Raw genomic sequence first — 26,291 nt, forward strand, 5'->3', positions numbered from 1 at the left:
GCATTCCCACCCCCGCAGCGCCAAAGCATCGGGCAGCAGATTCCTTCGATCTGCTGCCTCTTTTTTCTTTCTGGTTTCACTGCCTCAATCTGATTAGAGTAAGATCATGAAAATACTTGTTATTGAAGATGATCGCGAAGCAGCCCGCTACCTGGAAAAGGCTTTCACCGAGGCGGGGCATTCTGCCGATATAGCCGGTGATGGCGAGACGGGTTATGCGTTGGCCGAACAGGGCTCCTATGACGCTCTTGTCGTAGATCGCATGCTGCCGCGCCGCGATGGTCTTTCCGTCGTAGCTGCGCTCCGTGCGCAGGGTAACGACACACCGGCGCTGATCCTTTCTGCACTGGGGCAGGTTGACGATCGCGTCACGGGGCTGCGTGCCGGCGGCGACGATTATCTGACCAAGCCATATGCGTTTTCTGAGCTGCTGGCGCGGATTGAAGTCCTGCAACGCCGCTCAAGTCCCAAAGAGGCCGAGACAGTCTATCGTGTCGGCGATCTTGAGCTTGACCGGCTGTCACATACGGCAAAAAGGGCAGGGCAGACAATCATTCTGCAGCCGCGTGAATTTCGTCTCCTTGAATATCTTATGCGTAATTCCGGTCAGGTTGTTACGCGCACTATGCTGCTCGAACATGTGTGGGACTATCATTTCGACCCGCAGACCAATGTGATCGACGTCCATGTTTCACGATTGCGCGGGAAGATCGAGAAGGGCTTTGATACGCCCCTGCTGCATACGGTACGTGGTGCCGGATATATGCTGAAAGCCAACGCCGCTGAGATTAATGCCGGAACTCATGGATGAGCCGCTTCCGCTCTTTGCTGAAAATGACGGCAGTACGGCTGTCGGCTCTATACCTGCTGCTCTTTACCATCTGTGCTCTCGGGCTGGTTTTCTACATGACCAGTTCGTCCGTGCGGCTGCTGACCAGCCAAACGGAAACAGCGATTAACGAGGAAGTCGAGGGCATCGGCCGGGCTTATCAACGTGGCGGCATTGCCAGTCTCATGCGTTCCATCGACAGGCGCGGCAGGCAACCTGGCGCCTTTCTTTATCTCGTAGCGGACCCTGCGGGGCGGATTGTTGCCGGCAATGTTCAGAGCATCGAGATCGGCGTTTTGCAAACCAATGGCTGGATTTCAAGGCCTATAAACTACGAGCGCTATACCGAGGGAACCGACCCGCAGACACATACAGCCATAGCTCGTGTCATCGTTATGCCAAATGGTATTCGCGTCATGGTCGGGCGTGATCTTGGCGAGCCGGAGCAGGTGCGGCTTGTGGTAAGGCGTGCGCTATTCGCTGCGCTGGGCACAATGGGTATCGGTGCATGTCTGATCTGGTTTTTTGTCGGTCGACGTGCGTTGCATCGTATAGACGAGGTTTCCGCTGCCTCGAAGCGTATCATGGGCGGCGATCTTGCCGGGCGATTGCCGGTCAACGGCTCCGGTGATGAGTTCGACCGCCTTTCGGAGAATCTCAATGGAATGCTGGCGCGTATACAAGAGTTGAATGAAGGTGTGCGGCATGTCTCCGACAATATCGCGCATGATCTGAAGACGCCGCTGACGCGCATGCGCAATCGCGCCGAGTCTGCGCTTTCCAACGCGAAAACCACCAAGGCCTATCGGGCAGCAATGGAAGGGATGATCGGGGACTCCGATCTTTTGATCCGCACCTTCAATGCAATTTTGATGATATCGCGTCTTGAATCAGGTTATTCCAGCGAAACAATGGAGCTTCTGCCACTTTCTGTGATCGTGGAAGACGTATTTGAACTTTACGAGCCACTTGCGGAAGAGGCTGGGATTACCTTGTCGCTTGGCCAGATGGAGGCCACACCAGTCAATGCCAATCGCGAGCTTGTCGGGCAGACGATCTCGAATCTCGTCGACAATGCCATCAAATATGCCGCGGGTGACAAGCCTGTCGAGGTCAAGCTTTCGGTGGAGAAGCATGATCGCCGTGTGGAGATTATAGTCAGCGATAATGGGCCGGGTATTCCTGCTGATCAGGTCGATCGTGCCACCGAGCGGTTTGTGCGCCTTGAGGAAAGCCGTTCGCAACCGGGGTCAGGTCTTGGTCTAAGCCTTGCCAAGGCCGTCATGAAATTGCACGGTGGCACATTGGAGTTGCATGATAATGCGCCGGGATTGCGTGCAGTTCTGGCGTTTCCGGCGGGAGGGGATAATGCATGAGTTCGAAAGACGCGGCCACTGGCGGAAAGCCATTTCTCGACCGCAATTTGCGGGACCTCACGCCACTCAGTAAGAAACAGGCAGCGGTCTTTCTGCAGGAACTTCTGGACAATGCTGCCGAAAAGGATTGTCCAACGGTTGCAGCTTTGAAGAATAACAAGTCCGCAACGGCTTTCCTGTCATCAGTTCTCGACCTCTCGCCCTATCTGCGAAATGTGCTGTTGCGTCGTCCGGCAATAATCGAACCATTGTTCGACCTTTCGCTTGATGCCCGCCTGCAGGAATTGATGCAGGAAATTGCGGATATCACAGAGAGGGAGGGCCTCAACGAAACCTCACTGATGACGGCACTTCGCCAAAAGAAACTGGAAGGGCATTTGCTGATTGCTCTGGGCGATCTGTCTGGCCAATTTGAGACCAAGGACACGACACTTTTCCTCTCCCAGCTCGCGCAGGCGTGCGTCGAAACGGCGGTGCGCTTTCTTCTACGTGACGCGCATAATGCGGGCAAACTCAAGCTTCCTCATCCAGAGCACCCAGATAAAGATTGCGGATGGATCATTCTGGCAATGGGTAAGTTTGGCGCATTCGAGCTGAACTACTCTTCCGACATTGATCTGATTGTCTTTATCGACGAGCAAAGCCCGGCAATCGCTGATCCGTATGAATGCGTTGAAACTTTCTCACGTTTGACGCGGCGACTGGTTCGAATCCTGCAGGATCGTACAGCTGACGGCTATGTGTTCCGCACGGATTTGCGGCTTCGCCCGGACCCCGGCTCCACTCCGCTGGCTATCCCTGTCGGCGCTGCGCTCAATTACTACGAGGGGCGGGGACAGAATTGGGAACGCGCCGCCATGATCAAGGCGCGCCCCGTCGCTGGCGATATAAAAGCGGGCCAACAGGTGCTGGCAGAGCTTGCTCCCTATGTCTGGCGCAAATATCTTGACTACGCGGCGATTGCCGATGTTCATTCCATCAAACGGCAAATTCATGCCCATAAGGGCCATGGCGAAGTTGCGGTACGTGGTCATAATGTAAAGCTCGGCCGGGGCGGCATACGCGAGATAGAATTTTTCGTGCAAACCCAGCAATTGATTGCGGGCGGAAGGTTTCCGCAGTTGCGTGGCTCCAGTACAGTTGCCATGCTTGGTGCATTGCAGGACTTGGGCTGGATCAGTCCCGATGCGCGCGATACACTTGCTCAGAAATATGGCTTCCTGCGTGATGTCGAGCATCGCATCCAGATGATTGCGGATGAACAGACGCACATATTGCCGGAAGATGATGAGAGCTTCCGCCGTGTTGCGTTCATGATGGGTTATCACGATACGGACACCTTTACGGAAGAATTTCGGGAAGCCCTGAAGACAGTTGAAACCCATTATGCAGCACTGTTCGAGCAGGCGCAGGATTTGGCGGGAGAGGCGGGTAATCTGGTTTTTACCGGAGATGTCGACGATCCGGACACCTTGGAAACCTTGTCCAATTTCGGCTTCGAGCGGCCAAGTGATATTTGCCGTGTCATTCGAACATGGCATTTCGGTCGCTACCGGGCAACGCAATCGGCTGAGTCACGCGAAAGACTGACCGAGCTGACGCCTGTGCTGCTGAAAGCATTTGGCGCAACGAGCCGCGCCGACGAAGCCCTGATGCGCTTTGACGAGATGATCAAAGGGCTGCCAGCTGGTATTCAGTTGTTCAGCCTGCTCCAGTCCAATCCGCGCCTGCTTGACCTTCTGGTGCTTATAATGGGCGCCGCGCCACGGCTGGCAGATATTATCACCCGCAAGCCCCATATTTTCGATGGCATGCTCGATCCGGCAATTTTTGCCGATGTTCCGACACGCGCCTATCTGGCGGAGCGTCTTACGAGCTTTCTCGGACCCTCAAAGGTCTATGAGGACGTTCTGGATCGCCTGCGCATCTTTGCAGCGGAACATCGTTTCCTCATCGGCATCAGGCTCCTGACGGGCGCAATAGACGGTGCCCGCGCCGGTAAGGCATTTTCCGATCTGGCTGATCTGGTCATAGACAATGCGCTTCATGCGGTTATCGACGAATTCGTCAGCAAACACGGCAAGATCAGCGGAGGCCGTATCGCCATTCTTGGAATGGGCAAGCTGGGCAGTCGCGAGCTGACCGCAGGTTCCGATATCGATCTTATTCTCCTTTACGATCATGACGAGACCGCAGAAGAGTCTGATGGAGCAAAGCCCCTTGCACCGTCACAATATTATATGCGGCTAACTCAGCGCCTGATAGCCGCATTATCTGCGCCGACGGCGGAAGGTGTTCTTTACGAGGTCGATTTTCGTCTCCGGCCGTCCGGCAATAAGGGGCCGGTTGCTACCCATATCGACTCTTTCCGTAAGTATCAGCGTACAGAAGCATGGACTTGGGAGCACATGGCACTCAGCCGCGCACGTCCTGTTGCCGGTGACAGTGCATTCTTTGTCGAGATCGAAAAGGACGTTTCAGAGATATTGACCCTTGCACGCGATACGCCAAAAGTCGCCAAGGACGTGGCCGAGATGCGCGCCATGATTGAAAAGGAAAAGCCACCGCGCGACGAATGGGATCTGAAACTTGTACCGGGTGGCATTATTGATCTGGAATTCATTGCACAGTTTGCTGTACTGACAACTAATGTCGATGGTCCGGTTATTGCGCAGTCGACGGCAGAGGTACTCGGGAAACTCAGTCCGGATTTGGCTGATCCAGCAACTGTAGACACCTTGGTCGATGCGGCAAATCTTTATACGGGCGTGACCCAGCTCATTCGTCTTTGCCTGAATGGTGATGTGAAGCGCGAGGATTTCCCGCCGGGTCTTGTTGAGCAACTTTGCCGCTCTTGCGACCTGCCGGATATGCAGCGACTTGAAAGCCAGTTGCAGGACAGCGCCAAATCTGTGCGGAAGATTTTTGATGCGATCCTGAAGGATGCCCGTAAGCAACCCAAATTTGGTTAAGCTAAGCCGCTTCCGCCAACCGCGTAGGTATACGAACGGAAACAATCGTTCCGATGCCTTCCTGCGAGCGGATTTTGAGCGCACCACCATGAAGTTGCGCCAGGGAACGCGAGATGGCGAGGCCAAGACCAGAGCCCGCATGGGATTTGGTGAATTGGTTTTCGACCTGCTCGAAAGGCTGGCCGATTTTCTTCAACGCAGATTTCGGAATACCACAGCCTGTATCTTCAATGGTCAGCACCAAAGCCCCGGCCACCTTGCGCGCCCGGACCGAAATGCGCCCTCCGGTGCTGGTAAATTTCACGGCGTTGGAAAGCAGGTTGATAAGGATTTGCTTGATGGCGCGACGATCCGCGTCAAGCGTGACGCATTCATCTATGCGCGTATCCACTTTTACCTCTTTCGCCTGCGCCTGTAGCGAAACAACGCGCACCGTCTCACGGATCAATGGGCAAAGATCGATTTCCTCGCGGTCCAGCGTGAAATGCCCGGCTTCGATCTTCGACATATCGAGAATATCGTTGATGACATTGAGCAGGTAATTGCCGCTGGTGTGGATGTCCTGCACATATTCGACGTAGCGGTCTGAGCCCAAAGCGCCGAACGTTCCCGTATGCATGATCTCGGAGAAGCCGATAATGGCGTTCAGCGGAGTGCGCAGTTCGTGGGACATGTTGGCGAGGAATTCTGACTTTGCGCGATTGGCAGCCTCAGCGCGTTCTTTCTCCACTGCGTATTTTCTGTTGAGTTCAGTCAACTCCAACGTACGCTCGACTTCCGATTTGCGTGCAAGGCTGAGATCGTGAATCGTTGCCATCAGGCGGCGTTCGCTGTCTATGAGACGTTCTTCATGGACTTTCAGTTGGGTAATATCCGTGCCGACGGAGACAAGTCCGCCGTCTTGCGTCCGCCGCTCATTGACCTGTAGCCAGCGACCATCGGCCAGTTGCCGCTCGAAGGTCAGCGCGCCATTGCGACCGTGTTCGTTGGCCATGCGCTTTTCGGATGCGAAAGCACGAATGCGTGGCTCCAGTTCATCACGGCCGATACCCGGCAGCAGGCACTCATTGGCAAGGCCGGAATACTCGTTGAATTTGCCATTCGACATGACGAGGCGGTTTTCCGCATCCCAAAGCACGAAGGTTTCCGAGATGCTTTCGATGGCTTCACGGATACGCTGGTCCGCCTGCGCGGTGGCTTGCGCAAATCGATGCTGCTCGCTGACATCAACGGCAACGCCAACCAGATGCAGGTCGCCAAGATTGTCGGTGTCGGCAACCTGGGCGCGGACACGCATCCAGACCCAATGCCCTTCCGCATGACGCATACGGAAAACCCGGTCCATCTGGGTGATTTCCGAAGCGGCCACCTGCGCCGCAACGCTGTAGAGCTTGTCATCGTCGGGATGGATGATCGCAGATATGTCCCCAAGCGAAAGAATAGAGTCATAGGCTTCATAGCCCAGCATTTCATACATGGAGCGGGACCAGTAGACCCGGCCCCGCGCCATATCCCAGTCCCACAGACCGCAGCGTCCGCGGGCCAATGCCGTATCCACCCGTGCCTGTGTGTGCTGGTAGAGCAAATCCGCATCCTGCGCGCGTGCAGACTGGCTGAAATAGGCATAGAGCACGATCAGCATGATCGTGGCGGTGCCCGCAAACATGGTGACATTCATCGAAACTGTGCTGCGCCACTCGGCGAAGATTGCCTCAACAGGGTGGGAAACCAGCACTGAATAGGCATTGTTTTCCGAGCGTGAGAAGGCAGCGAAAGATGGCGTGCCTTCAACCTTCACCGGCATTGCGCCAGCGCGTGTCCCAAAGAGAAACAATGGTTGCCCTTCGGTAACGAAGGTTTCGAGGTTCCTGTTGCGCCAATGATCCAGTCCATCCGAGGCGGCAACGATATTGGCTTCCGGTGTAGCAATGGCAAACCACATTCCATCCGGAATGAGATCATTCGTGCGCATATCGCTCAGGATATTTTGCAGGTCGCCGGCGCTCAGCGTCTCCCCCTTGTTCATGCGGTTGTCGATCACGCTGGCGACATGGCTCGCTGCAATTGCAAGCGTCGCGCGTGCCGTACGTTCCGTGTCATCGCGCCATGCCAGAAGTGACATGGAGCGGACAACGGCGAGGACCAGCAGGAAAACAATGATGAGTGGGGGGATGGCGCGGCGCAGATATGGTTCGGCTGCAAGCAGCTTGCCGTAGGCAGGGTCAGCGAGAAGTTTTATATGTCCGGAAAGCTTGTTGCGCGGCTGCGCCCCAGCCTTGCTTCCGGCATAATTCTTCCCCGTCGGCGCGCGATACGCGTCCGCATTTGCCATCGAGTGGCCCCCTCATTTTGCCTTGGTATTCAGTGGTTTGCTTCGACACGCCGCACATCCGAAGCACCTGTAGTGAATCAAAACTGATTCTTCGTGTCTAGTCCTTTTGTTAAATATTTATCAACACTTGTGGCAGCCGGAATCATAGTCAAAAGAACGGCTTATAAGCCTTTGATATGACTCAAATTCCCTCCGGATGTTGTCCGGAGGGAACAGGAAAATGGACCAGTGGATAAGTTTTTTGCGGCCGCTCAGGCCAGTGTACGCTCGACAATATCGCGCACATCGGTCGATAATCCGGCGACGGTAGCGATGCTGGCGAGAGCTTCCCTTGCATGTTCGCGGCGTTCCGGTTCGAACGACCGCCAAGAGCGCATGGCTGTCAAAAGCCGGGCGGCCAGCTGCGCATTTTTCTTGTCGACGGTCAGGATTGTTTCCGCGAAGAACTGATAGCCTTCACCATCGGCGCGGTTGAACCCGGTCTGGTTTCCACTCGAAAATGCCCCGATCAGCGAACGCGTGCGGTTAGGGTTATCGAGTGAGAATAGTCTGTGCGTCATCAATTCCCGAACTTTGCCAAGAGCGCTTTCGCCCGGTTGCAGCGCCTGCACAGCAAACCATTTGTCCATTACCAGTGCGTCATTGCCATAGCGTGCTTCAAACGCCTGCAAGGCATCATTGGTAGCACTGCTCGTTCCAAAGCGTTGTACCAGAACGCCGAGTGCCGCAGCACGGTCGGTCATGTTGTTGGCGTTCTTGAACTGGGCCGCTGCACGTTTTGCTGAACCATCTGCAACGCTCAAGTAGTCCAGCAGGACATTGCGAAGGGAGCGGCGTCCGGCCCCGGCTGCATCCGGATTGAACTCGCCATGATGCTCCAGCTCCTTATAAAGCTGCCCGAACTTCTCCGCATGGGTTTCGGCAACAGCGCGGATCAATGCATCGCGGCTGCCCAGAATAGCGTCTGGATCAATATTGGCTCCAAGTTCGCGCGCAATATCGCTCTCGGATGGAATGCTGAGGCACAATGCGCGGAAGGCTTCGTCCAATGTATTATTGAATGCCAGTTCACCCAGCAGTTTGATTGATGAGCTTTCAATAGTCGCAGGCTTGCCGCCGCGAACGCGTTTGGAATTGCTTGTAAGCTTGGAGTTGAGCAACTGCGTCAATGCCTGCCAGCGGGTAACCTCATCCCGGTCGTTGCGGGCAAGAAATGCAAGGTCGGAACGCGTGAGTTCGCTTGTCATGGTAACAGGCGCTGAAAAACCGCGCAGAAGCGAAGGCACAGGCCGTTCGGTGATACCGGAAAAGGTGAAGCGCTCCTTACGTTTACGCAGGTGAATCACGTCATCCTTGACAAGACCACCTTTGGTAGCGCGGGGCTTGATCTCACGCCCCTTGGTTCCAAGAAGTCCGAACTGAATGGGGATATGCATCGGCTTTTTGGAAGGCTGGCCCGGCGTTGGTTTTAGTGACTGCTCGATTTCGATTTCGAATGTTTTTGTTGCCTGATCATAATCATAGGTGATGGCAAGGTTTGGCGTTCCGGCCTGATCGTACCAGAGCGCAAATTGGCTCAAGTCTTCACCGGAAGCGTCTTCGAAAACCTTGATGAAATCTTCGATCGTTGCCGCATCGCCGTCATGGCGCTCAAAATACAGGTCCATGCCTTTGCGGAATGTCTCTGCCCCAAGGATCGTGTGGATCATCCGCACGACTTCCGAGCCCTTTTCATAAACTGTGGATGTGTAGAAGTTGTTGATCTCGCGAAACTGGCGGGGGCGAACCGGATGGGCGAGGGGCCCGGCATCTTCCGGGAATTGGTGCGCTTTCAGCCCTTTGACTTCGGCAATGCGCTTGACGGCGCGCGAGCGCATGTCGGCGGAGAACTCATGATCGCGATAAACAGTCAGGCCTTCCTTGAGGCAAAGCTGGAACCAGTCGCGGCAAGTGATTCTGTTTCCCGTCCAATTGTGAAAATACTCATGGGCGATAACGGCCTCGATACCGGCGTAATCCACGTCAGTCGCGGTGTCGGGCTCAGCCAGAACATATTTGTCATTGAAGACGTTGAGCCCCTTATTCTCCATCGCTCCCATATTGAAATCCGAAACGGCGACAATATTGAAAACGTCGAGATCATATTCGCGGCCGAATTTTTCTTCATCCCATTTCATCGAGCGCTTGAGCGCATCCATGGCGTAAAGGGCGCGGCTTTCCTTGCCATGCTCGACATAGATACCAAGATCAACGGAACGCCCCGAGGCGGTGGTAAATGTGTCTGTTATGACGCCAAGATCGCCTGCAACGAGCGCGAAAAGATAGGCCGGTTTTGGATGCGGGTCATGCCAGACGGCAAAATGACGATTGCCTTCAACTGCGCCTTTCTCGCCCGGATTGCCGTTCGAAAGTAAAAGCGGGGCCGCGCTCACCTCGGCCTCCACGCGAACTGTATAAACGGAAAGCAGATCGGGGCGATCCAGATAATAGGTAATGCGGCGGAAACCTTCAGCTTCGCATTGGGTGCAATAGACATTGCTTGAGCGATAGAGGCCGGTCAGCTGCCGGTTTGTCGACGGGTTTATCTCGGTGATGATTTCCAGCGTAAAAGCTTCAGCTTCGGGCAGCCCCCGAATTTCGAGACGGTCTGGCGTGACCACATAGGCATTATCGCCCAAAGCCACGCCATCAATGCGAATCCCAGCCAGCGTCAACTCATCGCCATCCAGCACGAGCGGCGCGTCAAGTGCGACACCTTCCCTGCGTTCGATTTTCAGCGTGGACTTAACGATTGTCCGCTCCGGGTGCAGACTGAAATCGAGATGGGTCTCAGGTATAAGAAAATCGGTTGGCTTGTAGTCTTCCAGATGAAAAACCTGGCCGGTATCGGTACGCATTGGATAACTGTCCTTTAAAAGCAATTCCAGGAAAAGTGGGAACCGGTTTTCCGTCCGGAGTTGCGTATAACAAAAAGATGGAACGGTACTGGAGTTTCAATGAAGAAACAGACCGTTCCATTGCGGCGGACCCTAACCGTGTTTTGCACCGCGCACAACAAATGCGGGCACTCACCGGATATATGAAGCAAAAACGCAACGTGATTGGTTTTCGTCTGGCGCCGCCGTAGAAACCGTCCTAAAGATATATCAGTTAAAATTCCATACCCTCTCGTCATTTGCTTCAGCCTCAAGGATTATTCCACCGTGTCTACGAATGTTCGCCTGAAAGAAGGTGAACCGCTCAACGCGAACACTGTTCGCACAATGAATGTCATGCTTGGAATCAGCCTGAAAATTGCATCGGTTTGCGTTTTCGTCTGCATGTCCAGCTTTCTCAAAGCCTCCGACGGAATTCCGGCAGGACAACTCGTCTTTTTCCGGTCCTTCTTTGCAATTTTTCCTGTTATCGCGTTCATCGCGTGGCAGGGGCAGCTCAATGTGGCCTTCAAAACCAAAGAACCATTCAGCCATTTCTGGCGCGGCTTTGTGGGGGTAAGTGCGATGAGCATGAGTTTTTATGGCTTGACCAAGCTGCCGCTGCCGGAGGCAATTGCCATAAGCTATGCGACACCGCTTTTGACTGTCGTATGCAGTGCGATCTTCCTCAAAGAGACAGTTCGGCTCTATCGCTGGTCCGCGGTTGGCGTCGGGCTGGTTGGTGTGCTCATTATCCTCTGGCCGCGCATGTCATTCTTCACGGGTGAAAGCGAGTTTGGCGGGGATCAGGCTGTTGGCGCACTGGCGACACTGAGCGGGGCGGGGCTTGCGGCTATTGCCATGCTGCTGGTGCGCAGACTTGTGCAGACAGAACGCACTCCTACCATTGTTGTCTATTTCTCAATCGCCTCCAGTCTGATTGCGTTGGTCAGTTTGCCATTCGGATGGGTCTGGCCAACAGGGCTGCAGGCAACCTATCTGATCATGGCCGGTATTGCGGGCGGTGTAGCGCAAATCCTTTTGACCGAAAGCTATCGCCATGCGGATATGTCTGCGATTGCGCCATTCGAATATACTTCGATGCTGCTCGGCCTCGCTATCGGCTATTTGCTGTTTGGTGATATTCCGACTTGGGAAATGATCATCGGCGCTACCATAGTTATCGGCGCTGGTATCTTCATCATCTACCGCGAGCATCGCCTTGGGCTTGCCCGCACCCGTGCCAAAAAAGCCTCGACGCCGCAGGGCTAAGACTTGAGGCTTTGCTCGTCCGGCACGCCTTCACTCAGCGGATGCAAGTTGAACGTTTCCGGCGTTTGCGGCCTGTCATGAGCGCCGATGGCAAAGTCAGGTCGCTCCGAAGGAGCCTGTGATGCCCGGCGCAGGCTGCGCCAGAATGCATAGCCGCCATAGGCCGCATATGTCATTGCCATGGTGACGAAGAAGCCGGACGGACCATTCATATCCATCAGGCGGCCTGCTATCTGCGGGCCGATCATGCTGCCAATGCCGTAAACGATCAGCAATCCGCTTGAAATTTTGACGAATTCACTCGGCTCGGCGAAGTCGTTGGCATGGGCGACATTGAGCGAATAGATCGGAAAGAGCACAGTTCCGAACGCAAACATCAGCGTATAAATCACCCAAGGCGTGTTGGGCTGTACGATGATCATCGTAATCGAGATCAGCACGCCGCCAATACCAGCCACAACCATGACGTAGCGCCGATCAACAAAGTCGGAAATACGACCGATGGGATATTGAAACAGCGCGCCGCCAATCATCGAGCTGGCGATCATGGTCGCTATGCCAAATGTCGAAAGGCCGATATCGCGTCCATAAACTGCCGAAAGGAAGTTCCAGGCACCCGCAATAATCCCGGCAAGCAGTGAACCCACCATTGCGGCAGGGGATTTGCGATAGAGGCCCGGCAAATCAAGCGATACCTGCGTGAGCGGGCGAGGGGACTGTGCATTTGATAGCCCCGTCGGCACCAGCGCGGAGGCATATATCAGGGCGCCTATCATGAAAAGCACATGCGTCGCCGGGTTTCCGAAAGGCAGGATATATTGCCCGACCAGCAAGCCCAGCATGGAAACGATCATGTAGATGGAGAAAACCATGCCGCGTGTAGCGTTGGTCACGCGCTCGTTGAGCCAACTCTCGATAACCATGTAACTGCCAGCCAGCGAAAAGCCGGCCAATGCCCGGAACAGCGTCCAAGCCCATGGGTCCATGATCAGCCCATGCATGAGCATCGACATGCTTAGCAGAGTAAGAAGCACTGCGAAAACACGCACATGACCGACACGGCGCACAAGGCGCGGCACCACGATGCAGCCGCCGGTAAAGGCGAGCGCATAGCCTGTACCCATCCAGCCAATGGTCGTTGGCGTCCAGCCTTCCATACCCGCGCGCAAGGGCAGCAAAATGCCTGCCAAGCCTCCGGCTGTCAGCATCAGGAATGTGCTGGTCAAAAGTGCCGTAATGGGCAAAAGCTGGCGAAACATGGTGTTATCCTGATTGTCGCTAAGCCTACAGCGTAAGGCGGGTGCATTGCGCCGGAAATTACGACACTGCAACTCCGATTTTGCGGCAGGGCTCAGTCAGTCAGGTCTTAATCAGTAAGTGCGCGTAACCGCAACTTGACGTTGACAAAATCTCTCCAGGCAAACCTTTTCTGTGCTGAATTGCGCAGTAGATAGGCAGGATGCAGCGTCGGCATGACCGGGATTTGATTGCCCGAAACGGTCAGGTGAGTTTTCCAGTTGCCGCGAAGCCGCAAGATGCCTTCCGTGGCATTTGTCAGCGCCTTGGCCGCTGGGCCGCCAAGGGCCACGAGCAATTTGGGGTTCGCCAGTTCAATCTGCCGCTCAAAGAAGGGGCGGCAGATTTCAGTTTCCAATGGTGTCGGGGTTCTGTTGCCCGGGGGACGCCATGGAATGGTGTTGGCGATATAGACGCTTTGCCGGTCTAAGCCGATAGCAGCGAACATCCTGTCAAGCAATTGACCGGATCGCCCAATGAACGGCACGCCTTCCAGATCTTCCTCGCGGCCCGGCGCTTCCCCGACAAACATGATCGATGCTTGCGGGTTGCCGTCAGCGAAGACGAGATTCTTCGCGGTAAACTTGAGATTGCAGCCATCGAAAGCTGCCAGTTGTTCGCGCAGCTCCTCCAACGTGGTAGCGCTTGCTGCCATCTGGCGGGCCATTGCTATTTTCGCGTCATCCGGCACAGAAGCCTTGCTGAGCGTTGAGGGCGCTGGGGCAGCTGCTTCCGGCGCAGATTTTGCCGCTACAGGCGACGGTGCGACGGTGCTGCGAGCGGCAGCAGGCGCTGGTTGGGTAGGTGCACGTTTGGTATCGACCTGCGAAAATCTGTCGACGGGCGCTTCGTCGAGCGGGGTATTAACACCCGCTTCGGCATAAAAGTGCAAGATTTCGCTTAACGTTGACAATCGGTAATCCTTCTCACCCCTGAAGTCGCAAATTGCCGCCTGCATTGCAAGCGCAAGACATCATATTTACGAGGAAGGAATGCGTGGGTCCTGTACGAGATAGAATGTGCGCTTGGGGGTAAAGTCGGCAATCGGAAAGCCGAAGCTGGCATTTTCGCGGGGATCGATCTTGCCATCCCGGAAGATCAACCTGTCATAGGGCTCAAAATCGTCGCTGAAGCTTGCATAGCCGATTGAGTCTATAGCATCTTTCTTGTCGCCGGGCTGATAGAAGGATAGCCCGTCTCCATAGTCGCTTGGCACATTTAACTGCTCCTGCAATTCGAAGCCGAATTCCACCCAAGGATGACCGCTGCCATTGATCGCTTCAACGCGGAGGTGGAACAATATGCCAATGTCTTCGGCCGGGTCTTTAAGGTTGGTCTGTTCTGTTCGAATGATAAGAACGACAGGAGTTGTCGAGTGGAACTCTTCGGTCAGGATGATGGGGTCTTGCCTCGTGCCTTTACCGCTTACCCCGGTAATCGTAAAGCCTCCCATCTCGTCCGAGAAGGTATAACGACCTGCGTTCCAAAGTTTGCCCGATTCAGCATCGGCTTGGCCGAATGTGGAAAAAAACACATAAAAGACGATCAGGCCCCTCGCAAACCAGCGCAGACGTACCCAACTCATCCAGTCCTCCCAAGCGGTTTGAAATCAAACGTGGTCGGCAATTCAATAACAGGATTATGACGGAAAAGATCGAAGGTGCAACTGCCGGTATGTGTAAAGGATGCTTGACATATGCTATGTGCTCCCGTTAGACAGACGACGCAATTTCACGAGGTAGAAAATGACGAAATTTCGCAGATATGTATTCGAACTTGGCGTTGCGTTGGCCGCTTATATTATCTGTCTGGTGCTTTCGCTCCGGCTGCTTTCACTGGGTGGGCAGAGTGAACTGATGCGTCTGGTAATCACCTTGCTGCCAATGCTGCCAGGCCTTGTCATTTGCTGGGTCGTGCTCCGGGGCTTACGTCGTCTTGACGAGCTTGCAAGAAAAATCCAACTCGAAGCCATTGGCGTTGCTTTTGCCGGGACGGCGCTCGTTACGTTCAGTTACGGTTTTCTGGAGAATATCGGATTGCCAAGCCTGTCCATGTTTGTGGTCTGGCCGCTCATGGCGAGTCTTTGGTTTGTCGGCACCATCATCGGGCAATTGCGCTATCGATGAAAAACGCGCTGAAAATTCTACGTAGCCAAAAGGGCTGGTCGCAAGGTGAACTTGCTGACCGGCTCGAGGTTTCCCGCCAGACAGTAAATGCCATCGAGACTGGTAAGTATGATCCCGGCCTGCCACTGGCATTCAAGATTTCCAACCTTTTTGGTTGCCGGATCGAGGATATATTCCTTTATGGCCAATAACGTGTCACTTCGTCTCATCTATTATGTAATATTGACGTTTACGTTAAAGTAAATATAGATTTCCTCTGGCAGTCGTGAAATGAGGGCAATTGGCCGCATCTGACATGCGCGACTCATTGTGGCAAACGGCTATTGTTAGGCTACAAGTCGAAAAAACTACGCGCCTCAGGCGCATATGGGAACTTACTGCAGGAGGAATGCATGAGCGAGACAGTTGAACTTCCAGAGCGTGAAAGCATGGAGTTTGATGTCGTGATCGTTGGTGGTGGACCTTCCGGTCTTTCCGCTGCAATCAGGCTCAAGCAGATAAATCCGGACCTTTCCATAGTTGTCCTTGAAAAGGGCGGCGAGGTAGGTGCTCACATTCTGTCCGGCGCCGTGGTCGATCCAATCGGTGTCGATAAGCTTTTGCCCGGTTGGCGCGAAGAGGAGGGGCATCCCTTCAAGACACCCGTGACCGCCGACCATTTCCTTGTGCTTGGACCTGCGGGCTCGATACGCTTGCCGAACTTCGCCATGCCGCCATTGATGAACAACCACGGCAACTTCATCGTTTCGCTCGGTAATGTGTGCCGTTGGCTCGGTACGAAGGCGGAAGAACTCGGCGTGGAGATTTATCCGGGCTTTGCCGCAACTGAAGTGCTTTACAACGATTCCGGCGCAGTTATCGGCGTAGCGACCGGCGATATGGGCATCGAGAAAGACGGCTCCCATGGTCCGGCCTATACGCGGGGCATGGAACTTCTCGGAAAGTATACGCTGATTGCGGAAGGTGCACGCGGTTCACTCGCCAAGCAGTTGATCAATCAGTTCAAACTGGACGAAGGCAAGGAACCTGCGAAATATGGCATCGGCCTGAAGGAACTCTGGCAGATCGATCCTGCAAAGCACAAGCTCGGCCTCGTGCAGCATTCGTTCGGCTGGCCGCTTGATATGAAGACAGGCGGCGGATCATTCCTCTATCATTTGGAGGATAATACGGTTGCTGTCGGGTTCGTCATGCATCTTAATTACAAGAACCCTTATCTGTCGCCGTTTGAAGAGTTTCAGCGCTTCAAGACCCACCCCGCCATTCGTGGTATTTTCGAAGGTGGCAAGCGTCTTGGATATGGTGCACGCGCGATTACGGAAGGCGGCTGGCAGTCCGTGCCGAAGCTTTCCTTCCCGGGTGGCGCTTTGCTTGGTTGTTCTGCCGGATTCGTCAATGTCCCGCGCATCAAGGGTTCGCACAATGCCATGCTCTCCGGCATGCTCGCTGCCGAACATGTCGCGGAAGCATTAGCCGCCGGACGCGCCAACGATGAACTCATCACCTACGAAAATGCCTGGCGCACCAGTGAAATCGGCAAGGATCTCAAGCGGGTTCGCAACGTCAAGCCGATGTGGTCGAAACTTGGAACCATTGGCGGTGTTGCCTTGGGCGGCCTCGACATGTGGCTCAATACTATTTTCGGAGGCTGGTCGCCGTTCGGTACATGGAAGCACGGCAAGAATGATGCAGCATCGCTTGAACCGGCTGCAAACTATAAGCCCATATCCTATCCGAAGCCTGATGGTGTGCTGACTTTCGACCGCCTTTCATCGGTATTTTTGTCGAACACCAATCACGAAGAGAATGAGCCCACTCATCTGATCGTCAAGAACATGGCGCTTCAGAAGACGTCGGAACACGATATTTATGCAGGCCCATCGACACGTTATTGCCCTGCCGGTGTCTACGAATGGGTCGAGGAATCCAGCGGCCCGAAGTTCGTAATCAATGCGCAGAACTGCGTTCACTGCAAAACCTGTGACATCAAAGACCCGAACCAGAACATCAATTGGGTGCCGCCGCAGGGCGGTGAGGGGCCCGTCTACACCAATATGTAGCTTACTGGCTTAGCATCACTGTCTGCTGTTCGGGCTCGTTGCCGTCGTCAACCCCGGAGATCGAGAAGCGCAACAGCAGTGGCAGATGGTCTGATCCCACAGGCTCGAGGCTTTCAACACGGGCGGCGACGATCCTGTCCGAAACCAGTATATGGTCGAGTGGTAGTCCAATCCACTTTGCCGCATGCGCGAGAGTTCCGTTGACCAGCCAGCTCGGGCGCAAGCCTTCGGCAATGCGCGTTCTGCTGTATTGAGTGATGTTTTTGAGCGTCTGGCTCCATGGTGCGGCATTGAAGTCGCCTGAGATGATCAATGGGCCTTCGAGCTTTTCAAAGTACGGCCGAACTTCTTCGACGTTCCAGTCCTGCGCGAAAGGCCATGGCCAATCCAGATGCAGCGAAGTGATGATGGCGCTGCGCCCGCCGAAATCTATCCGCGCAATAGCCCCTAGACTATCAACGCATATCGGGGTTGAACCCAAAGCGAAGGGACGTCGCGAAAGGATGGCTGCGCCTCCGATACGGCTGCGGTTCGAGCAATAGAAAGTATAGGGATAACGCGCCTCGATGGCCTTCAGCCGTGGCCGCCAATTGTCTGAAACCTCTTGCAGCGCAATGACATCGGGCGACTCCTTGCCGATCAGCCTGAAAACGTCCGCTTGCTGTTCGTTGTCATAACGCAAATTCAATTGCAGCAGTTTGTATTGCGCCTGTGCTGTTGGTGCAGCTTCTGCGCTTGGCGAAGATGGCGGTGTCAGTACCGTTGCCAAAGCAGTCAACGCCAGGACGATCGCCATTATTCCTTCACGCCAGAGACGAAAGAACAGCGCAGGTATCGCAGAAAACGCCATGAACACAGCGAGATGCATGCGTAAATGCGAGAAGGAATCGAGTGCTGGATGCGCGGCACCAAAGAAGCCAAGTACCAATGGTATGGAGAAAAGCACCGGTATCAGTACGGCAGCAAGCTTGATCCAGGATTGAGCGGTCTCGGTTTTCATCATTCCGCATTAAACCGCCAATTGCGACGCAATCAAGATGTGTCTTGTACAGGATCGCAACAACCTGCACGCCGCTCCATGCAAGAATAATGCAACTCTGCGTTCGTTGTCCTTCGCCTCAATTCACGCCAAATGTTGGACGGTTTTAAAGGCAGAAGCAGTGTGGATCGAGCGAACCGGTCCATCGGGCAGATAGGCTTCCCGACTGGGCATCAGCCTTGCCGTTAAAACTGGAGGTAATCTATGCGGTACATGCCGTTTAGCATTACGCTTACAATGAAAAAGACCCGGACTAGCTGGTTGCTCAGCCTCCGGGTCCATTTCAAACAGTAAGCGAAACGAGGGGTGGGCGGAAGTCCGCCCCTCACTCCACTTTTGAATATAGCATCATTGCATGCTTTTCCAAGCAACTTGTGGTTGGATTATGAACGGACCACTTTATTAGCCGTTCCAAACCGAGTGGATTTGGCAACCCAATACACCGGCGAATGCTGGTTTTTACAACCCTGCATTCGTTGCTGTCATCACAGATTCAAGCCAATTATTCGGCAGTTTTAAAGGCAGAAGCAGTGCGGGTCGAGCGAACCGATCCATCGGGTAGATAGGCTTCCCGACTGGGCATCAGCCTTGCCGTTAAAACTGGAGGTAAACTATGCGGTACATGCCGTTTAGCGTTACTCTTACTATGAAAAGAACCCGGACGAGTTGGACGCTCAGCCTCCGGGTTCAATTCAAACAGTAAGAAAAGAGGGGTGGGCGGAAGTCCGCCCCTCACTCCACTTCTGAATATAGCATCATTGCAGGCATTTCCAAGCAACTTGTGGTTGGACTTTCGTCTAACGATCTTATTCACTGCGGCTCGTGCTTTGCCAGAACAATGGAGAAGTCCAGTGGCCGTAAAACGTATCGTTGCGAATATTGCTGCTAAAGATCCGCAGGAGTCGCGCTCCTTTTATGAAACGCTCTTCGGCCTTGATGTGGTCATGGATCATGGCTGGATCGTGACATTTGCCTCTGAAGGACTGGCAAAAGCTCAATTGAGTGTCGCAAGCGAGGGTGGCTCGGGTACGACTGTTCCTCAAATATCGATAGAGGTTGATGATGTGGACAAAGTCTATGAACTTGCCAAAATAGGTGGTTTTGAGATCGTGTACCAGATAGCTGACGAACCTTGGGGTGTTCGCCGCTTCTATGTGCGTGATCCATCCGGCGCTATAATAAATGTGCTGCAGCACAGCTAAAGCAATTTTCTCAAATCATTCAGCAGGCGGCTTTGTTCGCCTGGCGTCAAAACCTGTTCAAGGTCGCCATGCGTACTCACCCATACGGGCATTACATCGGAAAGCAGGCGAAGACCTTCTTGCGTCAATGCCAGAAGACGGCTGCGCTTGTCTGACGGATCAACCATAACATTCACAAGCCCGCGTCTTTCCAACGGCTTCAAGGCTGCCGTCAGTGTCGTGCGGTCCATGGCGAGCAAAGAGGCAACAGAGCTTAGATTGGGCGGGGCTGGCCGGTTCAAAGACATCAGCAGCGAAAACTGGCCATTGGTCAGATCATGCGGGCGCAGGGCTTCATCGAACATTCTCGCCAAGGCGCGGGCAGCCCGTTGAACTGTCAGACACATACAATGGTCGCGGACGTGGAGAGTGGTTTCGTAGGGAACGGATATCATCTTTGACATGACCCATCTATGTTGATATCAACTTATTTGTCAATATTGGATACTGATGGCTGTGGATCAAGGTTCTGGGAGGAGCAATCATGAGTGGGAGTTTTATCTGGTACGAGCTGCTTACAAGCGATGCGCAAGCGGCTGAGGCATTTTATACCCATGTCGTAGGATGGGGTGCCGAAGACTCGCCCAACTCTCCCGTCAAGTACAAGTTGTTGACCGTAAATAAAGTTCCGGTGGCCGGATTGATGTCTGCGAAGGACGCGAAGGTGGAAGGTGTGCCTCCCATGTGGTCTGGCTATATCGCGGTAGACAATGTTGATGCCTACTTGGATCGTGTCAAAAAGGCTGGCGGAAACATCCATACAGAACCGATGGACATTCCTGAAGTGGGCAGGTTTGCGGTGGCAGCTGACCCGTTTGGCGCACCGTTTCAGCTGTTCAAACCTTTCAAGGATAGTCGTGGTGATTATCCTGCAACTTTCACGCCGGGCACTATTGGCTGGCATGAGCTGCTTTCCATCGATGCAGAAAAGGCCTTCGCGTTTTATTCGGGACTATTCGGTTGGACGAAGGGTGAGGCCATGGATATGGGGCCGGCGGGCACCTATCAGATATTCAATGTCGATGGCCAGATGTATGGCGGCATGATGACCAGCACCAATGCCTCCGATGTGAAACTCTGGCGCTTTTATTTCATTGTCGATGACATCGATACGGCTGTTGAACGCATCAAGGAAAAGGGCGGGCAGGTGACCACCGAGCCGATGGAGGTTCCGGGCGACGCCTGGATCATCGAGGGCCGCGATCCGCAAGGTGCATATTTCGCACTGACCAGACCGCGCAAATAACGCTTATTGAAAAGCCATTTCGAAGAAGCTGCGCAATTTTCTTGAGTGCAACTTCTCGGGCGGCATTTCAGCCAGTTTCTCCAGAGCGCGAATACCGATCTGCAAATGCTGCGCAACTTGCCGCTTGTAGAATTCAGTAGCCATTCCCGGTAGCTTCAATTCGCCATGAAGCGGCTTGTCCGAAACGCAAAGCAGCGTTCCATAAGGCACGCGGAAGCGGAACCCGTTGGCGGCGATTGTGGCCGATTCCATGTCGAGGGCGATAGCGCGTGACTGTGAAAGCCGCTTCACCGGACCGCGCTGGTCGCGCAATTCCCAGTTCCTGTTATCGATCGTTGCAACCGTACCTGTCCGCATGATCCGCTTCAGGTCATACCCTTCAAGTCCCGTGATTTCGGCAACGGCCTGCTCCAATGCCACCTGCACTTCAGCTAAGGCTGGAATTGGCACCCAGACAGGCAAATCGTCGTCGAGAACATGATCTTCACGCACATAGGCATGAGCAAGGACATAATCTCCAAGCGCTTGCGTATTGCGTAAACCCGCGCAATGGCCAAGCATCAGCCAGGCATGCGGGCGCAGCACGGCGATATGATCTGTGATTGTCTTGGCATTGGATGGTCCGACGCCGATATTCACCATGGTAATACCGGAGCCGTCTTTACGTGCCAGATGGTAGGCTGGCATCTGGGGCAGTCTGCCGATAGGCACGCCCGATGTCGGCGCTTCATCACCGGCTTCAGTAATGAGGTTACCCGGCTCGATGAACCGCTCGTAGCCGCCACCGCCAGCTGCCATAAGGCCGCGAGCCAGTGCGCAGAACTCATCGATATAGAACTGGTAATTGGTGAAGAGCACATAGTTCTGGAAGTGCATCGGGCGGGTTGCTGTATAATGCGACAGGCGATGTAGAGAGTAATCTACACGCTGAGCCGTAAAGGGCGATAGCGGCATGATGCTGTCTAGATCATCGGTTTCATATTCGCCATTGACGATCCTGTCATCAGTCGCAGCCAGATCCGGCACATCGAACAGGTCGCGCAGCGGAAGCAAGAAAGCATCAGCGACAGAAGACTCCACATGCGTGCCTTCAAGGAAGGCAAAATGGATGGGGATTGGCGTGGTCGATTCCTGCACCGTCACCGGGCCGCCATGGTTGCGGATCAGCAGGCGGATCTGTTCTTCAAGATAATGGTCGAAAAGATCGGGGCGGGTGATCGTTGCCGAATATTGCCCGGGCGCAGAGACATGGCCAAAGGCCAGCCGGGAGTCGATCTGCGCATAGCTTGATGTTGAAAGGCGAACCTCCGGATAGAATGCACGAAAATGCGTGGCATCTCCGGCCTCACCCCTTGCCACCTTATCGAAAGCATCGCGCAGAAATTGGGTATTGCGTTCATAAAGCTCACTGAGAGCTTGAACGGCCGCCTTGGCGTCTGTGAATTCCTCTGCCTCAACATGGGCTGGCATGCTGATGGAGACTATTTTTTTGGTTCCGATTCGTTTGTCCATCACTCAATATAGTGATTCAGCATGACATTTGAAAAGCGGCTTCCTTAAACTCTTTGCAGACTGACAAGCAGAACCAGACCGATACCGCCATTCGATGGTGAGCGGCTTTCATAGCTTGCAGCAAAGGCAATGACCGGGCCGACAAGAATTGCCGAGAAAATCAATGCGCGCAGAAACAGCAGCGAGTAATTGGCGGTTGAATGTAACATGATCGTTCCCCGAAAGTGACTTTAGCAGTGTCTGCCGGTGACTTTGCCCCCGCTCCGCTGAACGGCCGCTGATCGCATTGTTCATCAACCGTTCAACAAGCCTCTTCCGAGCCCTTGTGAATGCGCAAGCGGTGCCTATCTTTAAAATCGGGATCACCATTCATGGAGACGGATATGACGAACCAGACCAAGCCTATCGAGCTTTACTACTGGCCCACGCCGAATGGATGGAAGATTTCCATCCTGCTTGAAGAACTGGGCGTGCCTTATGATGTCAAACTGATCAACATCGGCAGGGGTGATCAGTTTGAGCCGTCATTCCTGAAAATCGCTCCAAACAATCGGATGCCCGCGATTATCGATCCCGAAGGTCCGGATGGCGAGCCGATTTCAATTTTCGAATCCGGCGCAATCCTTCAATATCTTGGTCGAAAGTTCGGGAAGTTTTATCCGCAGGATGAGCGCACGCGCGTCGCGGTGGAAGAGTGGCTATTCTGGCAGGTTGGCGGACTTGGTCCGATGGCGGGGCAGGCACATCACTTCCGCAATTATGCGCCGGAAAAGATCGAGTACGGCATCAATCGTTACACGAACGAGGTTAATCGTCTCTATGGTGTCATGAACCGCCGCCTTGAGGGCAGGGATTATCTCGCAGGTGAATATTCCATCGCCGATATGGCATCCTATGGCTGGACGATTTCTCACGCAAATCAGGGTCAGGACCTCAATGATTTCCCCAATCTGAAGCGCTGGTTCGAAGCCATTCGCGCACGCCCGGCAGTTGAGCGCGGCGTAGCGGTCGGCAAGGAAGAGCGCCGTAATCTCGCAGACGATAAGGAAGCGCAGAAGGTTCTTTTCGGGCAGAGGGCCCGATAATCTGCAAGCCAAGTAGGGCAGGAACGAATTTGTTGTCCCTGCCTGATCAATCTTTATCCCGATCCAGATGGAGGCTTGCACGTAACCATACATGTTTGGGCATTGTGCCATTGTTGTCTGCTGACGCACGTGGGTCGGGATAGACGCAGCCGCACGGCTTAGTTTCCCGTAGGCAGGCGGAGTACTGTTGTGCAGCCCGCATTACCAACCGGACTATCAATTAACCGGGATTGCGAATTGCATCAGGCAACCTGACAAAGCCAGGCAAAAAATAAAAAGCAGTCATGGAGATGACTCCATGACTGCCGATCTTTGCCCGTAACCAGAAATACTGATCCAGACCATTGGTTCTGCTTCGGTCATCCGGATAAAAAACACCCGGTAAGGTCCTCAGAAAAAGCGACATTTGTAATAGCCGCAGCTCTGCCCCCCAAGAGAGATTTTACACAATGTACGCAGGGAGGATGCGTACAACATTACCGACCTTTTAGCTTCCGTTTACAGAATAAAACAACATTTATAATTGCTATTAAAAAAAACCAACTGCTGAAACTACTTAATCTATACGCGAGTTAAGTTTGGCGCACAATTATACCTTAGTCTAAGGCCGCCGAGCCAATCTGCACTGCTGGTTTATCCCTATTATACACCGCTATGCGTCTTTGCATCTGTGTGCCGACAAAACCTTCATCCCAACTTTTTTGCGTCACAAAGTCTCCTTGGAAACCGCCATTTCTGTCAGCAATTTGAAGCACGCCGCAGGAGGTGTTCGCGTGTTTCACGATGGCACTGCTGCAGGTCTTGAGATCCTTATGGCTTCGGAGATGGAGATGAGAAATGGGTGGTCATATCACGCGTCGCGGGACGCTGATCGGTTCGATGTTAACACTGCCAGCATTATCGCTTGTCATGCGTTCAACAGCGGCGGCTCCCATGGAGCAGAGTGGTATCACAGCTGCCTTCAAGGCGATGGAAGAAAAGACAGGTGCACGCCTTGGGGTCTCGGCACTCGATACCGGTAGTGGAAAACGCATTGGCTATCGTGACAATGAACGTTTCGCCATGTGCAGTACGTTCAAATTTCTCGCATCGGCGGCTATTCTGGCACGAGTAGACAGTGGACAGGAGCAACTCGACCGGAAAATCCTTGTCAAGAAAAAGGACATCCTTCCGCATTCTCCTGTTACGGGTAAGCATGTCGGTGCAACCATGACGATTGCGCAGCTATGTGAAGCAACAGTCACAATCAGCGATAATGCCGCCGGTAATCTTGTTCTGGAGGCATTGGGTGGACCGAAAGGGTTGACCAAATATGCACGAAGCCTCGGTGATGGAACCTTTCGCCTGGACCGTTGGGAGACGGAACTCAATGAAGCCAAACCGGGCGACCCGCGCGATACAATAACACCGGCAGGCATGCTGGCTGATATGCAAAAGACCGTGCTTGGCGATGCTTTATCGGTCTCGTCCCGCGAGCAGCTTAAACAATGGCTCGTGGCGAACCAGACCGGCGACAAGAGGATCAGGGCGGGGGTTCCGAAGAACTGGACCGTTGGCGATAAAACCGGCACAGGCGAGACCGGAATGGCCAACGACATCGCTGTTCTTTGGCCCAGCGACCGCCACCCGATCCTTCTGGCGATCTATCTTTATGATCCAAAGGGAACACCCGCCGGCCGGGATGCTACCCACGAACAGGTCGCGAGTCTTGTCGTGGACAATCTTTAAAGGGGGCAACAATCAGCGCCTGCCAGCTGCGCGCCTGCTAAATTTCGCTGGCGTGCCGTTCAATAGCATGTAGGCTTCCTCCCGCTTGTGTTTACAAAAAGGGGAAACCATGCCTTTCAAGAAAATTCTCTATGCAGGCCTGATTGCTGCTGCCTTCGGTGTTCCGTCGGCTATGGCTGAAGATATCGAGATTGCCGTTGCGGGACCCATGACAGGTCAGCTCGCCAATATCGGAGATCAATTCAAGCAGGGTGCTCAGGCGGCAGCCGCTGCGATCAACGAGAAGGGCGGCATTATGGGCCGCAAGATCAAACTTGTCATGGAGGATGACGTCTGCGATCCGAAGCAGGCCGTCTCCATTGCCAATCGCATCGTCGCGGCCGGTATAAAATTCGTAGACGGCCATGCGTGCTCAGGATCGAGTATTCCTGCCTCGTCGGTTTATGCGGAGGCTGGCGTGTTGATGATGACACCCGCATCGTCCAATCCGGAGTTGACGGATGCGGCCACAAAGAACGGCTGGCCTACGATCATGCGGCTTTACACGCGTGATGATGCGCAGGGCGAGTTCGTCGGACCCTGGATCGCCGAGAAATACAAAGGCAAGAATGTTGTCGTCCTGCATGACAAGGGTGCTTATGGCAAAGGTCTTGCCGATGCGGTCAAAGGCAAGATGAATGAGGCCGGGCTGAAGGAAATTCTTTATGATGGTATCAATGCCGGTGAGAAGGATTATTCGGCACTTGTTACCAAACTGAAGGATTTGAAGGCCGATTTCGTCTACTTCGGCGGTTATCATCAGGAAGCTGGGCTGATCTTGCGTCAGGCGGCGGATCAGAACTTCAAGTTTCAGCTGATGATGGGTGATTCCATTGCCTCGCCCGACTTCTGGGCGGTTTCCGGTCCGGCGGCCGAGGGCGTAATTTTCACTTTCCCGGCAAATCCGCAAGCACGCCCTGAAGCCAAGGCCGCTGTGGAAAAGATCAAGGCTGGCGGGTTCGTGCCGGATGGCTTTACATTGTTTTCCTATGCCGTTGTCGAAGCATTTGCGCAAGGAATTGAGCGGGCAGGCAGCGATGATCCGGCAAAGGTCGCGGAAGTGCTGAAAGATGGCAAGCCGGTCAATACTGTTATCGGTCCAATCGTTTTTGACGAGAAGGGCGATATCAAGGATGCCAAGTACGACATCAATATCTGGCATGATGGTAATTACGCACCCATCAAGGAGTAATTCCACCTGACGCCAAAATAAAAACAGGCAG

Annotated in this window: 21 protein-coding genes; 12 read left to right on the forward strand and 9 right to left on the reverse strand. The window is 54.0% G+C overall.

Annotated elements, in window-relative coordinates; genetic code table 11:
- The first annotated feature begins 106 nt into the window (after positions 1–106).
- From ABKW30_RS24560 to ABKW30_RS24570, 3 genes are read left to right on the forward strand one after another with little or no spacing between them, the layout of a single operon-like run.
- The gene (locus tag ABKW30_RS24560) at positions 107–811 is read left to right on the forward strand and encodes a response regulator transcription factor (RefSeq protein ID WP_348601579.1); all 705 of its coding nucleotides are present in this window, start codon (positions 107–109) and stop codon (positions 809–811) included.
- Entirely contained in the window at positions 808–2,205 is a 1,398-nt protein-coding gene (locus ABKW30_RS24565) for a HAMP domain-containing sensor histidine kinase (protein WP_348601580.1), read from the forward strand. Before ABKW30_RS24560 ends, ABKW30_RS24565 begins: the two co-directional genes overlap by 4 nt.
- A complete protein-coding gene (locus ABKW30_RS24570; RefSeq protein ID WP_348601581.1) occupies positions 2,202–5,177 on the forward strand; it encodes a bifunctional [glutamine synthetase] adenylyltransferase/[glutamine synthetase]-adenylyl-L-tyrosine phosphorylase in 2,976 nt (991 codons plus the stop codon). Before ABKW30_RS24565 ends, ABKW30_RS24570 begins: the two co-directional genes overlap by 4 nt.
- 1 nt (position 5,178) lies before the next feature.
- Here the strand turns inward: ABKW30_RS24570 and ABKW30_RS24575 are convergent, their stop codons facing one another.
- Together ABKW30_RS24575 and pepN are read right to left on the reverse strand one after the other, a co-directional pair.
- A complete protein-coding gene (locus tag ABKW30_RS24575) occupies positions 5,179–7,509 on the reverse strand; it encodes an ATP-binding protein (protein WP_348601582.1) in 2,331 nt (776 codons plus the stop codon).
- Between the two features lie 251 nt (positions 7,510–7,760).
- Positions 7,761–10,406, reverse strand: coding sequence for an aminopeptidase N (pepN, locus tag ABKW30_RS24580; protein ID WP_348601583.1), 2,646 nt, complete (start codon positions 10,404–10,406; stop codon positions 7,761–7,763).
- 366 nt (positions 10,407–10,772) lie between these two features.
- On the opposite strand from pepN, the gene ABKW30_RS24585 reads away from it, so the two are divergent.
- The gene (locus ABKW30_RS24585; RefSeq protein ID WP_348601740.1) at positions 10,773–11,696 is read left to right on the forward strand and encodes a DMT family transporter; all 924 of its coding nucleotides are present in this window, start codon (positions 10,773–10,775) and stop codon (positions 11,694–11,696) included.
- Here the strand turns inward: ABKW30_RS24585 and ABKW30_RS24590 are convergent.
- The 3 genes from ABKW30_RS24590 to ABKW30_RS24600 all read right to left on the reverse strand — a co-directional run bounded on the left by ABKW30_RS24590 (position 11,693) and on the right by ABKW30_RS24600 (position 14,577).
- Positions 11,693–12,955: an MFS transporter gene (locus tag ABKW30_RS24590; protein ID WP_348601584.1), complete on the reverse strand. Its 1,263-nt coding sequence runs from the start codon at positions 12,953–12,955 to the stop codon at positions 11,693–11,695. The genes ABKW30_RS24585 and ABKW30_RS24590 overlap by 4 nt on opposite strands.
- A gap of 107 nt (positions 12,956–13,062) precedes the next feature.
- Positions 13,063–13,905, reverse strand: a complete 843-nt coding sequence (locus ABKW30_RS24595) for a uracil-DNA glycosylase (protein ID WP_348601585.1) — start codon at positions 13,903–13,905, stop codon at positions 13,063–13,065.
- A gap of 66 nt (positions 13,906–13,971) precedes the next feature.
- Positions 13,972–14,577, reverse strand: a complete 606-nt coding sequence (locus tag ABKW30_RS24600) for a hypothetical protein (protein WP_348601586.1) — start codon at positions 14,575–14,577, stop codon at positions 13,972–13,974.
- A gap of 160 nt (positions 14,578–14,737) precedes the next feature.
- Between ABKW30_RS24600 and ABKW30_RS24605 the strand changes: the two genes are divergently transcribed.
- The 3 genes from ABKW30_RS24605 to ABKW30_RS24615 all read left to right on the forward strand — a co-directional run bounded on the left by ABKW30_RS24605 (position 14,738) and on the right by ABKW30_RS24615 (position 17,178).
- On the forward strand, positions 14,738–15,118 hold the full coding sequence (locus ABKW30_RS24605) for a hypothetical protein (protein WP_348601587.1): 381 nt from the start codon (positions 14,738–14,740) through the stop codon (positions 15,116–15,118).
- Positions 15,115–15,309 (forward strand): helix-turn-helix transcriptional regulator, encoded by a 195-nt coding sequence (locus tag ABKW30_RS24610; protein WP_348601588.1) that lies wholly within the window; start codon positions 15,115–15,117, stop codon positions 15,307–15,309. Before ABKW30_RS24605 ends, ABKW30_RS24610 begins: the two co-directional genes overlap by 4 nt.
- Positions 15,310–15,510: 201 nt before the next feature.
- Complete coding sequence (locus tag ABKW30_RS24615; protein ID WP_348601589.1) at positions 15,511–17,178, forward strand: electron transfer flavoprotein-ubiquinone oxidoreductase; 1,668 nt, start codon at positions 15,511–15,513, stop codon at positions 17,176–17,178.
- Between the two features lies 1 nt (position 17,179).
- On the opposite strand, the gene ABKW30_RS24620 is transcribed toward ABKW30_RS24615, so the two are convergent.
- A complete protein-coding gene (locus tag ABKW30_RS24620; RefSeq protein ID WP_348601590.1) occupies positions 17,180–18,181 on the reverse strand; it encodes an endonuclease/exonuclease/phosphatase family protein in 1,002 nt (333 codons plus the stop codon).
- Between the two features lie 887 nt (positions 18,182–19,068).
- Between ABKW30_RS24620 and ABKW30_RS24625 the strand changes: the two genes are divergently transcribed.
- Positions 19,069–19,419: a VOC family protein gene (locus ABKW30_RS24625; protein WP_348601591.1), complete on the forward strand. Its 351-nt coding sequence runs from the start codon at positions 19,069–19,071 to the stop codon at positions 19,417–19,419.
- Here the strand turns inward: ABKW30_RS24625 and ABKW30_RS24630 are convergent.
- Positions 19,416–19,862: a MarR family transcriptional regulator gene (locus ABKW30_RS24630; RefSeq protein ID WP_348601592.1), complete on the reverse strand. Its 447-nt coding sequence runs from the start codon at positions 19,860–19,862 to the stop codon at positions 19,416–19,418. The genes ABKW30_RS24625 and ABKW30_RS24630 overlap by 4 nt on opposite strands.
- A gap of 80 nt (positions 19,863–19,942) precedes the next feature.
- Between ABKW30_RS24630 and ABKW30_RS24635 the strand changes: the two genes are divergently transcribed.
- On the forward strand, positions 19,943–20,704 hold the full coding sequence (locus ABKW30_RS24635) for a VOC family protein (RefSeq protein WP_348601593.1): 762 nt from the start codon (positions 19,943–19,945) through the stop codon (positions 20,702–20,704).
- A gap of 3 nt (positions 20,705–20,707) precedes the next feature.
- Here ABKW30_RS24635 and ABKW30_RS24640 read toward each other — a convergent pair whose 3' ends face one another.
- Together ABKW30_RS24640 and ABKW30_RS24645 are read right to left on the reverse strand one after the other, a co-directional pair.
- Positions 20,708–22,216 (reverse strand): AMP nucleosidase, encoded by a 1,509-nt coding sequence (locus ABKW30_RS24640; RefSeq protein WP_348601741.1) that lies wholly within the window; start codon positions 22,214–22,216, stop codon positions 20,708–20,710.
- Between the two features lie 44 nt (positions 22,217–22,260).
- A complete protein-coding gene (locus ABKW30_RS24645) occupies positions 22,261–22,425 on the reverse strand; it encodes a hypothetical protein (protein ID WP_348601594.1) in 165 nt (54 codons plus the stop codon).
- A 174-nt stretch (positions 22,426–22,599) separates the two neighbouring features.
- Between ABKW30_RS24645 and ABKW30_RS24650 the strand changes: the two genes are divergently transcribed.
- The 3 genes from ABKW30_RS24650 to ABKW30_RS24660 all read left to right on the forward strand — a co-directional run bounded on the left by ABKW30_RS24650 (position 22,600) and on the right by ABKW30_RS24660 (position 26,260).
- Complete coding sequence (locus tag ABKW30_RS24650; RefSeq protein ID WP_348601595.1) at positions 22,600–23,301, forward strand: glutathione S-transferase N-terminal domain-containing protein; 702 nt, start codon at positions 22,600–22,602, stop codon at positions 23,299–23,301.
- Positions 23,302–24,138: 837 nt separating this feature from the next.
- The gene (gene bla, locus ABKW30_RS24655; RefSeq protein ID WP_348601596.1) at positions 24,139–25,029 is read left to right on the forward strand and encodes a class A beta-lactamase; all 891 of its coding nucleotides are present in this window, start codon (positions 24,139–24,141) and stop codon (positions 25,027–25,029) included.
- Between the two features lie 109 nt (positions 25,030–25,138).
- A complete protein-coding gene (locus ABKW30_RS24660) occupies positions 25,139–26,260 on the forward strand; it encodes an ABC transporter substrate-binding protein (RefSeq protein WP_348601597.1) in 1,122 nt (373 codons plus the stop codon).
- The last annotated feature ends 31 nt before the right edge of the window (positions 26,261–26,291 follow it).

Source organism: Phyllobacterium sp. SB3 (assembly GCF_040009165.1).
Taxonomy (GTDB): Bacteria; Pseudomonadota; Alphaproteobacteria; order Rhizobiales; family Rhizobiaceae; genus Phyllobacterium.

Excerpts from the sequence above, each read along its gene's own strand:
- ABKW30_RS24560 (WP_348601579.1), top strand. The coding sequence starts at position 107 with ATGAAAATACTTGTTATTGAAGATGATCGCGAAGCAGCCCGCTACCTG.
- ABKW30_RS24565 (WP_348601580.1), top strand. The coding sequence starts at position 808 with ATGAGCCGCTTCCGCTCTTTGCTGAAAATGACGGCAGTACGGCTGTCG.
- ABKW30_RS24570 (WP_348601581.1), top strand. The coding sequence starts at position 2,202 with ATGAGTTCGAAAGACGCGGCCACTGGCGGAAAGCCATTTCTCGACCGC.
- ABKW30_RS24575 (WP_348601582.1), bottom strand. The coding sequence starts at position 7,509 with ATGGCAAATGCGGACGCGTATCGCGCGCCGACGGGGAAGAATTATGCC.
- pepN (WP_348601583.1), bottom strand. The coding sequence starts at position 10,406 with ATGCGTACCGATACCGGCCAGGTTTTTCATCTGGAAGACTACAAGCCA.
- ABKW30_RS24585 (WP_348601740.1), top strand. The coding sequence starts at position 10,773 with ATGAATGTCATGCTTGGAATCAGCCTGAAAATTGCATCGGTTTGCGTT.
- ABKW30_RS24590 (WP_348601584.1), bottom strand. The coding sequence starts at position 12,955 with ATGTTTCGCCAGCTTTTGCCCATTACGGCACTTTTGACCAGCACATTC.
- ABKW30_RS24600 (WP_348601586.1), bottom strand. The coding sequence starts at position 14,577 with ATGAGTTGGGTACGTCTGCGCTGGTTTGCGAGGGGCCTGATCGTCTTT.
- ABKW30_RS24605 (WP_348601587.1), top strand. The coding sequence starts at position 14,738 with ATGACGAAATTTCGCAGATATGTATTCGAACTTGGCGTTGCGTTGGCC.
- ABKW30_RS24610 (WP_348601588.1), top strand. The coding sequence starts at position 15,115 with ATGAAAAACGCGCTGAAAATTCTACGTAGCCAAAAGGGCTGGTCGCAA.
- ABKW30_RS24615 (WP_348601589.1), top strand. The coding sequence starts at position 15,511 with ATGAGCGAGACAGTTGAACTTCCAGAGCGTGAAAGCATGGAGTTTGAT.
- ABKW30_RS24620 (WP_348601590.1), bottom strand. The coding sequence starts at position 18,181 with ATGATGAAAACCGAGACCGCTCAATCCTGGATCAAGCTTGCTGCCGTA.
- ABKW30_RS24630 (WP_348601592.1), bottom strand. The coding sequence starts at position 19,862 with ATGTCAAAGATGATATCCGTTCCCTACGAAACCACTCTCCACGTCCGC.
- ABKW30_RS24635 (WP_348601593.1), top strand. The coding sequence starts at position 19,943 with ATGAGTGGGAGTTTTATCTGGTACGAGCTGCTTACAAGCGATGCGCAA.
- ABKW30_RS24640 (WP_348601741.1), bottom strand. The coding sequence starts at position 22,216 with ATGGACAAACGAATCGGAACCAAAAAAATAGTCTCCATCAGCATGCCA.
- ABKW30_RS24645 (WP_348601594.1), bottom strand. The coding sequence starts at position 22,425 with ATGTTACATTCAACCGCCAATTACTCGCTGCTGTTTCTGCGCGCATTG.
- ABKW30_RS24650 (WP_348601595.1), top strand. The coding sequence starts at position 22,600 with ATGACGAACCAGACCAAGCCTATCGAGCTTTACTACTGGCCCACGCCG.
- bla (WP_348601596.1), top strand. The coding sequence starts at position 24,139 with ATGGGTGGTCATATCACGCGTCGCGGGACGCTGATCGGTTCGATGTTA.
- ABKW30_RS24660 (WP_348601597.1), top strand. The coding sequence starts at position 25,139 with ATGCCTTTCAAGAAAATTCTCTATGCAGGCCTGATTGCTGCTGCCTTC.